The 13075-nt window shown below is 70.1% G+C and carries 9 protein-coding genes and 1 pseudogene; 5 read left to right on the plus strand and 5 right to left on the minus strand.

What is annotated here, in order from left to right; translation table 11 throughout:
• Positions 1-54: 54 nt before the first annotated feature.
• The gene (locus PV734_RS19520; protein WP_319290571.1) at positions 55-2811 is read right to left on the minus strand and encodes a pectinesterase family protein; all 2757 of its coding nucleotides are present in this window, start codon (positions 2809-2811) and stop codon (positions 55-57) included.
• A 134-nt stretch (positions 2812-2945) separates the two neighbouring features.
• Between PV734_RS19520 and PV734_RS19525 the strand changes: the two genes are divergently transcribed.
• On the plus strand, positions 2946-5243 hold the full coding sequence (locus tag PV734_RS19525) for a sigma-70 family RNA polymerase sigma factor (RefSeq protein ID WP_319290573.1): 2298 nt from the start codon (positions 2946-2948) through the stop codon (positions 5241-5243).
• A gap of 232 nt (positions 5244-5475) precedes the next feature.
• Here PV734_RS19525 and PV734_RS19530 read toward each other — a convergent pair whose 3' ends face one another.
• From PV734_RS19530 to PV734_RS19540, 3 genes are all read right to left on the minus strand, one after another.
• Positions 5476-7047, minus strand: coding sequence for a hypothetical protein (locus tag PV734_RS19530; protein ID WP_319290575.1), 1572 nt, complete (start codon positions 7045-7047; stop codon positions 5476-5478).
• A 482-nt stretch (positions 7048-7529) separates the two neighbouring features.
• A complete protein-coding gene (locus PV734_RS45840; RefSeq protein WP_415924237.1) occupies positions 7530-7613 on the minus strand; it encodes a putative leader peptide in 84 nt (27 codons plus the stop codon).
• A gap of 117 nt (positions 7614-7730) precedes the next feature.
• Complete coding sequence (locus PV734_RS19540) at positions 7731-8213, minus strand: hypothetical protein (protein WP_319097473.1); 483 nt, start codon at positions 8211-8213, stop codon at positions 7731-7733.
• A 292-nt stretch (positions 8214-8505) separates the two neighbouring features.
• On the opposite strand from PV734_RS19540, the pseudogene PV734_RS45845 reads away from it, so the two are divergent.
• From PV734_RS45845 to PV734_RS19555, 4 genes and pseudogenes are all read left to right on the plus strand, one after another.
• A pseudogene (locus PV734_RS45845) lies at positions 8506-8640 on the plus strand (hypothetical protein); the annotation flags it as partial.
• Between the two features lie 61 nt (positions 8641-8701).
• The gene (locus PV734_RS19545; RefSeq protein ID WP_319097474.1) at positions 8702-9532 is read left to right on the plus strand and encodes an amino acid ABC transporter permease; all 831 of its coding nucleotides are present in this window, start codon (positions 8702-8704) and stop codon (positions 9530-9532) included.
• Entirely contained in the window at positions 9532-10278 is a 747-nt protein-coding gene (locus PV734_RS19550) for an amino acid ABC transporter ATP-binding protein (protein ID WP_319290870.1), read from the plus strand. Before PV734_RS19545 ends, PV734_RS19550 begins: the two co-directional genes overlap by 1 nt.
• 338 nt (positions 10279-10616) lie before the next feature.
• Positions 10617-11609 (plus strand): aldo/keto reductase, encoded by a 993-nt coding sequence (locus tag PV734_RS19555; protein WP_319097475.1) that lies wholly within the window; start codon positions 10617-10619, stop codon positions 11607-11609.
• A 193-nt stretch (positions 11610-11802) separates the two neighbouring features.
• Here the strand turns inward: PV734_RS19555 and PV734_RS19560 are convergent, their stop codons facing one another.
• Positions 11803-13071 (minus strand): diaminobutyrate--2-oxoglutarate transaminase, encoded by a 1269-nt coding sequence (locus tag PV734_RS19560; protein ID WP_319290576.1) that lies wholly within the window; start codon positions 13069-13071, stop codon positions 11803-11805.
• Between the last annotated feature and the right edge of the window lie 4 nt (positions 13072-13075).

Here is a 13075-nt window from a genome sequence, read left to right on the forward strand (position 1 = left end):
CGTTCGCGGCCAGGCCCGGCCCCCTGCGTAGTGCGTAGTACGTGCTGCGTGAGATCAGTTGACGGTGGCCCTGCTCTGCACGAGGTACGCCGAGCCGGAGGCCGGCTTGACCGTGGTGGAGTTCGTGCGCACCGTCGCGTTGCGGACGGTCAGGCCGGTCTTGGCGCTGATCGTGACCGAGGTAAGGGTGAGCCCGGTGATCGGACGCTCGGGGACGCCGACGATCTGGCCTGCCTCCCTGGCGCCCGTCGCGGTGATGTCGGCGATGGTGATGTCGTGGTAGTTCGGGGTGTTGCTGGTGACCGCCTGGGCGGCGTCACCGTCCGCGGGGACCTTCGGGTAGTAGCCGACGATCTGGATGGGCGTCGTCACGTCGGTCATCGTGAGGTTCTTGTACGTGATGTCGTGGACCTCGCCGCCCCGGTCGCGTGCGGTCTTGATCCGGACGCCCGCGGTGGTGCCCTTGAGGGTGTTGTCGTGGATGTTGATGTTGTAGATGCCACCGGCGGTGAAGCTGCCGATGGACAGTCCATGGCCGTGCAGGATCGTGCAGCCGCTCAGCGAGATGTCGTGGGCGGGCCCGTTGGCCGTCGAGGAGTCGATGGCGATGTTGTCGTCACCGACGTCGATCGTGCTGCCCGTCACCGCGACGCCCGAGGACGACCACACGTCGATCCCGTCGGTGTTGGGCGAGTCCGAGGGCGCCGAGATCGTGAGCTTGTCGAGGACGGCCGTGGTCACCTTCTTGAGGGTGAGGTGCACATTCGGGGCATTCCTGAGCGTGATTCCGGTGATCCTCAGGTTCGAGGCGTCGTTGACCGACACCAGACCGGGCCGCGACGACAGGGTCTGGCCCGCCGCCTTCTCCGCCCTGGTCTTCGCCCACCACGGGGCGCCCTGGCCGTCGATGGTGCCCCCACCGGTGATGGTGAGGTTCTTCCCCGACCCGGCCAGCAGCGGGGCGAGCTTCGAACCCGAGGAGGCGTAGTCGGCCGCGTCCTGCGAGGCGAGCAGGGTCGCTCCGGAGTCGATCCGGAAGGTGAGGTCGCCGGGCAGGGTCAGAGCACCCGAGAGGTACTTTCCGCTGGTCAGCTCGACGGATCCCCCCTTGCCCGCGCAGGCGTTGATCGCCTTCTGCAGGGCGGCGGTGTCCTTGGTGGTGCCGTCGGCCTTCGCTCCGTAGGCCGTGGGCTTGCAGACCGTACCGGTCGCTGTGCCGGTGGTCGGCGTGGTCGTCCCCGTAGAGGTGCCGGCGGTCGCTGTCGCGATCGGGTTCCAGCCGTCCGAGCCGGCCAGGTACTTGGCCGGGGTGTAGTTCGCCGCCTGGGAGTCGCTCAACTGCGGCCGGTTGGCGTTGACCGTCGCCCCGGCGCCGGTGTTCTTGTACTCCGTGAAGCGGGCCTTCGTCCAGACCGAGTCGGACATGTCGCTCCACGGCTTACCCGTGTTGACGAACGACCCGAGGGTGGACTCGCGGTAGAGGACCTGCGCTCCCTGACGCCACGGGCGGCCGAGGCTGCCGGTCTTCGTGGCGGTGGGCCCGGTGATGTTCGACTTGTAGAAGAGGTAGCCGTAGGCGCGTTCCGCCGGTGTGCTGGCCGCGGTGAGGTAACCGCCGCTGCCCACCTGGTGGATCTCGTTCTGGTCGAACACAGCGATCCCGCCGCCGAATATGAAGTCGACGGTGCCCTCGACATAGGACTTCAGGAAGTAGGCCCGCGCGGAGTTGTTGACCAGCAGGGTGTCCTGGTGGCCGAGTATCCGTACGTTCGTGAGGACCGCGCGGTCGGCGGAGAGGCTCAGGGCGACCGCCTGGCCGGTGCTGTTGGTCCCGGTGTCGAAGTCGTTGGAGAAGGTCAGGTTCGAGGCCGAGAAGTCGTGGCCGTCGACGAACGCGGTCGCGCTGCCGGAGGTTCCGTACGTCGTCCCGTCCGCCTTCTTGGTGCCGGCCCCGTGGTTCTGGACCAGCACGACGTCGGAGGCGGCGGACCCGAGGCCCTTGAGCGTCACGAAGGGCTTGTTGCCCGGGACGGTGAAGACGCCCCGGTAGGTGCCCTTCTTGATCGCGACGGTCACCGGCTTGGTGTTGTTGACCGGGACCTTGTCGATCGCCGCCTGGACGGTGGTCGCGTCGCCGCTGCCGTCGGCCGCCACAGTGATGGTCGTACCCGAAGTGGCGGGCGACTGCGCGGTGTTCGAGGACGAGGTCGAGGTCGAGGAGGCGGCGGCGACCGGGGTAAGCGACCAGCGCTTGTTGCTGTTGGTGGAGCAGGTCTCCTGGATGACGGCGGCGCCGGGCGCGGTGCTCGCCCCCGCGTCACTGACGCACAGGCCGTTGCCGACGTTGACGATCTGGTACGTGTTGTCCCGCGTCGGCGTCAGCTTCCACAGCTGGTTGGCCTGGTCGTTCCCGCAGCCCCACTGCTGGAGACGGGTCCCGGAGGCCGTGGAGCCACCGGTGACGTCGAGACACAGCCCGCCGGCCACGGACTTGACGGCGAACCGGCCCGATCCCCGGTCCACCAAGGTCCACTTCTGGTTTCCCTGCCCAGGAGCACAGCCCCACTGCTGGACCTGCGTGCCGGGGAACGAACCGCCCCCGACGAGGTCCAGGCACAGTCCGCTCTTCGCGACCGCCAGGGTGTACGTGCCCGCCTTGACGCCGGTCGCCTGGTCGCCGCCGGAGCCCCCGACGACGTTGGCCGCCGTCGCGACACCGCCCAGGACGACGAGGGCCGCCACACCGACGGGTGCCGCGATGCGCCACCGGGGTCGCTTGCTTCGGGCCCGCTTGCCGCGTCTGAGGTACATGTTTCCTCGGTTCCTTTCTCCGCTGTCGTTTCGGAGACGGCCCACCAGCACGAGCCATAACAGGAACCCACACACGAATTTCACGTCCTCGTCCGCCGGGACTGGATCTTGACTCCCCGGCAGCGCGTGCCATCATGACCGCCTCCGCCGAGGAACGACTCTGTGAGGAAAACGTGTACGAGGCTGCCGCGCCGCCGACGGCGGCGGACACAGCGGTGCGGTGGTCGGGAACCGAGCTGGTCGAGGCCGCCCGCTCCGGTGACGCCGCCGCCCGGTCCGCCCTGTTCCAGGAGTATCTGCCCCTGGTCTACAACGTGGTCGGGCGCGGACTGCACGGCCACCCGGACGTGGACGACGTCGTCCAGGAGACCATGCTGCGCGCACTGCGAGCGCTCCCCCGGCTGCGGGAACCCGAACGGTTCCGGGGCTGGCTCGTGGCCATCGCCGTCCGCCAGATGTACGACCACGGGCGCCGCCGCAAGGCCTCCACGGTCCATCAGACGTCCCTGCCCGAGACCGGCGACATCCCGGACGCCTCCGCCGAGTTCGCCGAACTCACCGTCGACCGGCGCGCGTTGGCCCGCGCGGGCAGTGACCTGCTGGAAGCCGGCCGCTGGCTCAGCGACGAGGAACGCCGGACGATGGCACTGTGGTGGCAGGAGACCGCCGGCCAGTTGAGTCGCGCCGAGGTCGCCGCCGCGCTGGACCTGACCGTCCCGCACACCGCCGTGCGCATCCAGCGGATGAAGGCCAAGCTCGAACTCGCCGTCGGCGTACTGGCCGCGTGGCGGGCCCGACCGCGGTGCGCCGACCTCACCTCGCTGACGACAGGCGGCCCGGCCGCGCCCGGAGCACGGGTCCTGACCAGGCTCAGCCGACACGTGCGGGAGTGCCCGCGCTGCCAGGCTGCGGTCGGTCACCGGAGCTCGATCGACGACGTGCCGATCCGGCTCAGCGGGCTGGCGGTCCCGGCCGCGCTGGCGGCGGGAATCCCCGGCCTCGTCGGCCAACACGGGCTGACATCGGGGGCGTTGGCCTCGCTGTGGCGTGCCGTGCAGCACGTCGTGGGCCGGATGCCGGCCAAGTCCGCCGTGGCCGTCGGCGCCACCGCGACACTGGTCGCGGTCACCGGCATCGGGATCGGGATCCATCAGTACCTGCCGGACGCCACTCCGGCTCCGCGAGCCGCGGCCCCCGCCCCGGCCCCGGCCCCGGGCGCGAGCACCGCGCACGACCCCGGCCCGGCGGCCCCCGCATCCGCCTCCCCGTCCCCCGCCGCCTCACCGACCGCTCCGGCCACCACCCCGGCCGCCGACGCCCACACCTACTCCGGCCTAGCGACCGCCGACCACTATGTCGCCCCCGACGGTGACGACACGAATCCGGGCACCCTTGCCCGGCCGTTCGCCACGGTGACCCGGGCCCTCTCCGCGACCCGGCCCGGCCAGACGGTCGCCGTGCGCGGAGGGACGTATCGACCGGCCGGGACGATGGCCCTCAAGACCTCCGGCACGGCGGACCGTCGGATCACGGTGAGCAACTACCGTGACGAACGGCCCCTGTTCGATGGTGCCAGGTTCTCGGCCGGCACCCCGTTCGTCGTCCAGAGCGGCGCGTATCTCACCGTGCGGGGGCTGGAGATCGTCAACGCCCCCGACATCGCGTACGCCTGCGCGTCCTGCCACGACGTCGTCCTCGCCCGGCTCAGCGTCCACGGCAACGGCCGGATCGGTCTTCTGTTCCACGGCGCCGGAACGAACGACAACCTCGTGCTCGACAGCGACTTCTTCGACAACCACGAGTCCGGTTCAAGCGGCGGGTACGCCGACGGCCTGGTGTTCCGGGACGGCTCGGGCACGGGCAACCGGGTCCAGGGCTGCCGGACGTACGACAACTCCGGCGACGGCACGGACGTCAGCGGCTTCACCGGTGCCGTGGCCGTCGAGCGCACCTGGTCGTTCGGCAACGGCGTCAACCACTGGGGCATCACGGACTTCTCCGGCGGCGGCAGCGGCTTCAAACTCGGCGGCGGTGGCGGTACGACCGACCAGGCGAACCCGGCCGTCCAGACCGTCACCAACAGTGCGGCCTGGGACAACGCCGGCTTCGGATTCACCGAGGTCGGCGACAGCGGAACCCCCCGGCTGACCCGCAACACGGCCTACCGCAACGGGGCGGCGGGCTTCGCCTTCGTCCACTCGGCGGCGACACTCGAGCACAACCTCGCCCTGGCGAACCATCCCGACGGCTGGCTGGGAAACAGGGCCCGGCACACCGGCGACTCCTGGGACCAGCCGGGCTGGACCACTGCCGTCCTGCGCCTCACCGGCTCCACGACGACGACCGCCCCACGCGGCTCCGACGGAAGCCTGCCCGCCACCCGTTTTCTCACCAACACACGCGATGCCACCACAGGGGCCGCGATGTCCTGACCTCGCTGTCCACAACGCCCGGTACGAGTCCTGGTCCACGGTGCACTCCCGGTTCAGCAGTTGGGCCAGGGCCGGAGTGTTCCAGGGGGTGATGGACGCGTTGATCGCGGAGGCGGCCGGACGTGGGCTGGTCGGCCTGGAGTTGGTGAGCGTCGACTCCACGGTACTGCGCGCGCACCAGGACTCTGCGGGGCCGCCGTCGCCGGTGTGGCGGGTGGTGCAACGCAAGAGGTCACCCCGAGGCCAACTGCTCCGCAATCTCCGCGATCCAACCGGAGGTCTTCGCTGGGTCGTTGAGGGTCTCGGCCCACGCGTCCGGTTCCAGCTTGTGCTTGGCGGGGCCGGATTTGAGGGCGATGAGCAGGGACCTGGCGGACTCCCGCATCTCGGCCGTGGTGTTCCCGGAGATATCCGGGCCGGCCGCCAGGGCGTAGATCTCGCGCGCCATGGCCTGGCGTTCGCCCTTCGACACCTTCTTCCAGAACTTCATCGCGTGTTTCAGCGACTCCGTGCGGGAGGCGGCCTCCGCCGGGGTCTCGCCCTGCGGCGCCCAGCGCTCGGGGTGGTGGACCTCTTCGTAGCGCTTCGTGGCGGCGCGGAGCGCCTTGTACATGGTGACGCCGAGGACAAGACCGGCCCCGGCCCCGGCGAGGCCCCATCCGACCGGGTTGCTCGCCAGCCCGACCGTTCCCGCCGCGACCGCCGTCACGACGCCGGCTGCGGCCTTGAACGATTCGCCCCCGCCGCCGGCTGTCTCCTTGCCGATCTTGGTGAGCTGCTTCTTCTTCGCGTACTGCTGCACCTTGCTCAGCTTTTCCACGTCGTCTTCGGCGTGCTGGAGGTTCTCGGCAGCGTCACGGGCTTCACCCATCGCCTCCCAGGCGGCGTCGATGGCCTCGGAAACGGCCTCCAGTTGTCCCGGGCCCTCATGCTTCCAGTAGGTGTCCAGCGCGGCGTATGCCTCCGCTGCGGCCCAGCCGGCCTGCTCGTGCGATTCGTTCAGCCGAGCCAGTGACCCCGCCTGGACGAGATGGGGATCTCCCAGCTTTTTGACCTGCTTGTACTTGTTGGCTGCTCCCCCGACGCGAAAGGCGGATCGCACGCCTTTGATCGCGCCGATGGACGCGCTGGCGATACCGCTCGCCTCGGATGCCACCGCGGCGTCCGCCGCCTTCTGGATCTTGGTCGCCTCCTTGGCGATGGCAGCGCCGTAGCTTCCCGAACTGGCGGCGCCGACGACCGTGTCGACCCCTTTGGTCTTGGCCTTCTTCTTGGCCTTGTGGTGGTCGGCCCCGGTCTCGTGCTTCTTGGCATCCTTCATGTTCTTGTAGGCGTCCATGCCATTGACCACGGTGCCGGCGGCCTCTGTGAGGAGGTTGCCCGACGCTGCGGAGGTCCCCGAGGCGGCGGCGGAGTGCTTGAGGCCATCATTGGTCGCGACGGCGGCCTGTTGGGTGAAGGCCGCATTGGTGGGGGTCTGGAAGCCCTTGATGAAGGTGTCGATGGGTTCGAGGTTCTTCTTGAACCTGTCGAGGAGCGCGGCGATCCGGTCGCGGTAGTCCTTCTTCTTCGCTCCGGGGGCCGCGTCACCGTTCGCCGCCGCATTCCCGCTCTCGGCGTCCCGGACGCGCTGCACCACCGCAGCCGTGGCCCGGTTGCCGGCGCGGGACTGCATCTCCAGCAAAGCCCGCTCCAGCGGGCGTGCGGACGTACTCCCGGTCCTGACTCCCCCCTCGCGGCGCCGGGCCGACGCCGGGCCCGCTGCGGACTGCCGTGTCGAGGTGCGGTGGATCGGCGTGCTCATGGATGTACCTCTCCTGTACCGGACCGGGCGAGGCGAAGGTAGCCAGAGCCGGCCAACAGAAGGGGTACGGCGGAGAAATTCCCCACGGACGCTGAGGGACGCACCGAACGACGGCGCCGCGCCGGGCCGTTGCGGGTCTGACGCTCCGTCGCGTCACGTACGTGGGCGGATGGCAGGGGCAGCCGACCGCTCCCGGTGGGCGGTGGTGACAGCGGCAGGCGTCACCGTGGGCAGTGGTCACGATCGCGGCCCCGGAACTCGTCGTCGATGAAGCGGCCGTGATCATTGCCGAGGGTGGCGGTGTCAGGGTTGTTGTTCCACACGTAGTTGCGGCGGTCCTGGCTGGGTGGATGGGGAAAGGGAGTCGGGCGGAGCACGGCAGCCGACTCGCGGGGAGGGTCCTGGGCAGGCCCGCGGAGACGGAATCCGACGGTGCGTGCGCGACAGGGCCGCCGAAGAGGGGAACCCGGGGAGGAAACCGATCAGCCGGGGAACCGACACAGCGCGGCGGCCACCCGGACAAGGTCCACGGCGCGGCGACGGGTCAGAGGCTCCGGCGAAAGCATGACGCGATGCAAGCACGTCGTCCAGCCGGTGTCAACGAAGCTTCTGTGCACAGTAGTTGGGGTTCGGTGAAGCTGCGATCCGGGCCCGGGCCCGGCCGGTCCCGGGCGCGGATCGGGTCAGACCCGGACGGGTGCTGTGTCGCGAGCCGGCAGTTCGAGTCCGAGGTTCTCGCGGAGCGTGGTGCCGGTGCAGTCGGCGGCGACGATCTTGCGTTTGCGCAGCTCGTGCAGGAGGCCGTCGACGACGAAGTCGTGCTGGCGTGGGTCCGTGAGGTCGCCCAGGGAGATCACGTCCAGGACGCCTGCACGGAAGCGTTCCTCGATGGCGTCGGCGAGTTGCTCGGGGGTTCCCGCGGCCGCCCAGTGTCCGGTGTCCTGTGCCGCGGTGATGAGTTCCCGCAGCGTGTAGCCCTGCCGCGCGTAACCGGTGAAGATGTCGACCCGGCCGCGACGGCGGTTGACCGACGCCGCGTCGGGTAGCAGGCTCTCCGGCAGCAGCGCGTCCAGCGGGAGTTGCGACAGGCCGACTCCGCCGCCGAGCATGTGGGCCAGTTGGGCACGGCCGCGTTCGAAGTCGATCGGCTCCCGCTTCTCGCGCACGAGCCGCTTCGCTTCAGGACCTGTTCGCACGCTGCGGCCACACCGGCGTCATGGTCGGGTTGCACCTCGGCGACCAGGCTCTCGGGGATGCCGATGTCGGGGATCTTGGCTGCGAGATCGCGGGCCATGCCAGGCGCCGGCCACCGTCACCCCGCATAGACGTCACGACCGCTGATGGGGGCGTCGAGCCGGATGGCCGCGGCGCAGCTCGCCCTCCATGTGATCGGGCTCTTCGGTGATCGCCTCGGTCCTGGTGCCCGCGGTCTTCGCGGGAATCTGTAGCATCCGGCGCATGGACGTGGCGACGGGTGCACTGCCCAGGGGGCTCGGGCTGGTGGAACGGGTGGTCCGGGGGGAGCTCGACAGCCGAGGAGGACCCGGGGTGGTCCGGCTGGCGGAGGAGAGCGGGCTGGACAAGGGGCAGGCGTCGCGGTTGCTGCGGGATCTGGTCGGCACCGGGACACTCGCCCGGGACGGGAACGAGTTCCGTGCCGGGGTGGATCTGCTGGCCGTCGCGGCCGAGGCCGGGCCAGTGGGTGCTGACCCTCGTCGTCGTGCTCCTGGCCGCGAGCCTGCTCCAGTCACTGATCACCAACCGGCGCTTCGGCTGGGACACGGTCGGCGCCTGGCTGTTCAGCCGGACCGTGATGACAGGTCTGTTGACCACCCTGGAGCTCACCGCCGCCGCCATGGCGATCGGGCTCGTGCTCGGTATCGCGCTGGCGCTCATGCGGCTGTCGGACAACCGCGTCGCTCGGAGCGTCAGCTGGGCGTACATCTGGTTGTTCCGGGGCACCCCGCTCCTCGTCCAGCTGCTCTTCCGGGGCTTCATCTCCGCGCTGTACCCGACGCTGCACCTGCACCTGCCCCTGCTGCCGGCGATCGGTGACGTCTCCGCGAACTCCGTCATCACGACCTTCACCGCGGCCCTGCTCGGTCTCGGCCTCAACGAGGCCGCCTATCTCGCCGAGATCATCCGGGCCGGGATCGGCTCGGCCGACGCCGGGCAGTGGGAGGCGGCGGACGCGCTGGGCCTGTCGCGGGCCAGGACGCTGCGCCGGATCGTCCTGCCGCAGGCGATGCGGGTGATCATCCCGCCGGTCGGCAACGAGACCATCTCCATGCTCAAGACGACCTCCCTGGTGAGCGTGCTGGCCTACGCGGAGCTGCTGTACTCCGTGCAGATCGTCTACTCCCGCACCTACCAGACGATCCCGCTGCTGATCGTCGCCAGCATCTGGTACCTGGCCGTCACGACCCTGCTGAACATCGGCCAGCACTACCTCGAACGGCACTTCGCGAAGGGCGGCAGCCGATGATGATCGAGGCCACAGGTGTCCGCAAGTCCTTCGCCGGGCGTGAAGTGCTGCGCGGAATCGACCTCTCCGTAGCGCGCGGGACGGTCACGTGTGTGATCGGGCCCTCCGGGTCGGGGAAGTCCACCTTCCTGCGGTGTGTGAACCGTCTGGAGCGGCCCGACGGCGGCCGGATCCTGGTGTACGGCGAACCGATCGGGTACGAGCCGTACCGGGACGGCCTGCGTGAACTGCGCCGCCGTGACCTGGCCCGGCAGCGCCGTGACATCGGCATGGTCTTCCAGCGCTTCCACCTCTTCCCGCACCTGACGGCCCTCGCCAACGTCGCCGAGGGACCGGCCGGCGTGGGCCGCCCCCGCGCCGAGGTCACCAAGGAGGCGCTGGCGCTCCTCGACCGGGTCGGACCGGCCGACCGGCATGACGCCTACCCCGCCCAGCTCTCCGGCGGCCAGCAGCAACGGGTTGCCATCGCCCGCGCGTTGGCCATGCGGCCGAAGCTCATGCTGTTCGACGAGCCGACCTCGGCACTCGACCCGGAACTGGTCGGTGAGGTCCTGGACGTCGTGCGCGGCCTCGCCGCCGACGGCATGACGATGCTCGTCGTCACCCACGAGTTGGGGTTCGCCCGCGAGGTCGCCGACGAGATCGTCTTCGACGACGGCCGGGTCCTGGAGTCCGGACCGCCCTCCCGCGTCCTGGCCGAGCCCGAACACCCCCGTACCCGCGACTTCGTGACGAGAGTGCTGTGACGACCTTCCGCGACGCCCTGGCCGCCGGCCCCCTCGTCCTGGACGGCGGCATGTCCAACGAACTGGAGGCCCAGGGCCACGACGGCAGGTGTCGAGCACCTCGCCGCAAGCGGCGAGGTCGAAGAGCCGCCGCTGTCCGACGGCGGTCCTGCGGTCCCCCGCCCACGTCATGCGGACCGTCTTCGGTGCCTGGCCCTCCTGCCCCGAGTTCGACGGGGCTTCGCATCGCCGGTGACGGGTCTCGGTGACCGGTTGCGGGGCAGGGCCTGTCAGTGCGGTGCGGAACGCGGAAATGCGCCCTTGCCTAGAGCGCACTCCACGCGACTAGCGTGCAGGCCATGAAGTACACGCAACTTGGACGCACGGGCCTCAAGGTCAGCCGACTCGTCCTCGGCACCATGAACTTCGGTCCGCGGACCGACGAGGCCGACAGCCACGCGATCATGGACGCGGCGCTGGGCGCGGGCATCAACTTCTTCGACACGGCGAACATGTACGGCGGGGGCGAGCACAAGGGCCGTACCGAAAGCATCATCGGCAACTGGTTCGCGAAGGGCGGCGAGCGGCGCGACAAGGTCGTCCTCGCCACCAAGGTGTACGCCGGTATGGGCCCGGAGGGCGCGGTGTGGCCCAACCACGAGAAGCTGTCGGCACTGAACATCCGGCGCGCCGTGGACGCGTCGCTCAAGCGGCTCCAGACCGACCACATAGACGTCTACCAGTTCCACCACGTCGACCGGGACACGCCGTTCGAGGAGATCTGGCAGGCCATCGACGTACTGGTCCAGCAGGGGAAGATCCTCTACGTCGGGTCCTCCAACTTCCCGGGCTACAAGATCGCCCAGGCCAACGAGATCGCCGCCCGTCGCGGCGGCACCATCGGCCTGGTGAGCGAGCAGTGCCTGTACAACCTCTACGAGCGCCGCGCCGAGATGGAGGTCATCCCGGCCGCACAGGAGTACGGCCTAGGGGTCATCCCGTGGTCGCCGTTGCACGGTGGTGCGCTCGGCGGCGTGCTGAAGAAGCAGGTCGAGGGGGGTCGGCGCAGCGAGGGGCGAGCCGCCGGCGCCATGTCCGGCCCTGAGGTGCACGCGAAGATCCAGGCGTACGAGGATCTGCTCGAGAAGCACGGTCTGGAGCCCGGAGAGGCCGCCCTGGCCTGGCTGCTCACCCGACCTGGTGTGACCGGCCCGATCGTCGGCCCGCGCACGGCGGAGCAGCTCGAATCCGCGCTGCGCGCCGTCGAGTTGGATCTGAGCGAGGAACTACTGGCCGGGCTGGACGAGATCTTCCCGGGACCGGGACCGTCTCCGGAGGCCTTCGCCTGGTAGAGGTCGCAGCCGCGTTCGTTCGCGGTCGCCGCCACCGTCGTCGGGACGGGGGCGGCGCTCGGCCTTCACCACGTCCGGCAGCCGGGTGACCAGGCGGTCTCCACCGTAGCGGGCTGAACGCACGCCTACCCCGGGGACGTCCGGGACCTTGCGGCTCGGTTCGTCTCCAGGGCGTCGGGAGGGCGTCGGGTGACTACGCCGTGGCGAGTGCCTGGACGGTGTCGCCCAAGGTGTCCGCCACTTCCTTCCACTCGGTGAGGGAGATCGTCAGGGGTGGCAGGAGCTTCAGTACATGCCCCGACCCCGAGGTCTCGGTGACGATGCCGGCGCGGAACAACGCCTCCCGAATCCGCTCGGCCGTCCCGGGGTCGGGGAATCTCAGTCCGCTCATCGCTCCCTTGCCGACGGCTTCGGCGGCACCCACGGGGAGGGCGTCGGTGATGCCCGCGAGGCTGGTGCGGATCGCGGCGGCCAGTTCGGCGACGTGGTCGGTGAAGTGCGGGTCGGTCCAGTGGTCCAGTGCCGCGGAGCCCGCCACGAAGGCGAGGTTGTGGCCACGGAACGTGCCGTTGTGCTCGCCGGGGGCCCAACGGTCGATCTCGCGCCGGATCAACAGCGCCGCCATCGGCAGCCCCATTCCGCTGAGGGACTTGGACAGGCAGACCAGGTCGGGGCGGAGTTCGGGGGCGTCCTCGAAGCTGAAGAAGGTACCGGTGCGTCCGCAGCCCGCCTGGATGTCGTCCACGATGACCAACGCACCGGTGGCGTCGGCGAGTTCACGGATCCGGGCCAGCCACGCGCGGGGAGCGGTGTGCAGTCCGCCCTCACCCTGCACCGTCTCAAGGAGGACCGCGGCCGGCGGGGGCGTCACCGCGCCCTGGCCGAGGGCGTGTTCCAGGGCGGCGAACGGATCGGGCTCGGCCGCGTCGCCGTACGGGAGGATCGTGACGTCGGTCAGGGGTACGCCCGCCGCGCCGCGCAGCAGCGGGGAGGTCGTGGCGGCGAGGGCGCCGAGGGACGCGCCGTGGAAGCCTCCGGTGAAGGCGATCACCTCGGTGCGCCCGGTGACCTTGCGGGCCAGTTTCAGGGCGGCCTCGACGGCGAGTGTGCCAGCCGGTCCGGGGAACTGGACGACGTGGTCGCCAAGGCCGCGCGGCTGAAGGACGCGGCTGGTGAACCGCTCCAGGAAGTCGGCCTTGGCCGTGGTGTGCAGGTCGAGCGACTGCACCGGGCCGCCGGCCGTGAGGTAGGCCGTCACCCGTTCGACGATCTCGGGCGGGTTGTGGCCGTAGTTGAGCGAGCCGGCCCCGCACAGCAGATCCACGTAGCGGCGCCCCGAGGTGTCCCACAGATGGTGTCCGGCGGCTCGTTCGAAGACCACCGGGAAGTCGCGGCAGTAGCTGCGTACGTTCGACTCGTGACGTTCGAACACCGCGAGGGGCGTCCGGTCGGTCTCGGCCATCTCA

It is taken from the genome of Streptomyces sp. AK08-02, from assembly GCF_033795085.1.
Taxonomy (GTDB): domain Bacteria; phylum Actinomycetota; class Actinomycetes; order Streptomycetales; family Streptomycetaceae; genus Streptomyces; species Streptomyces echiniscabiei.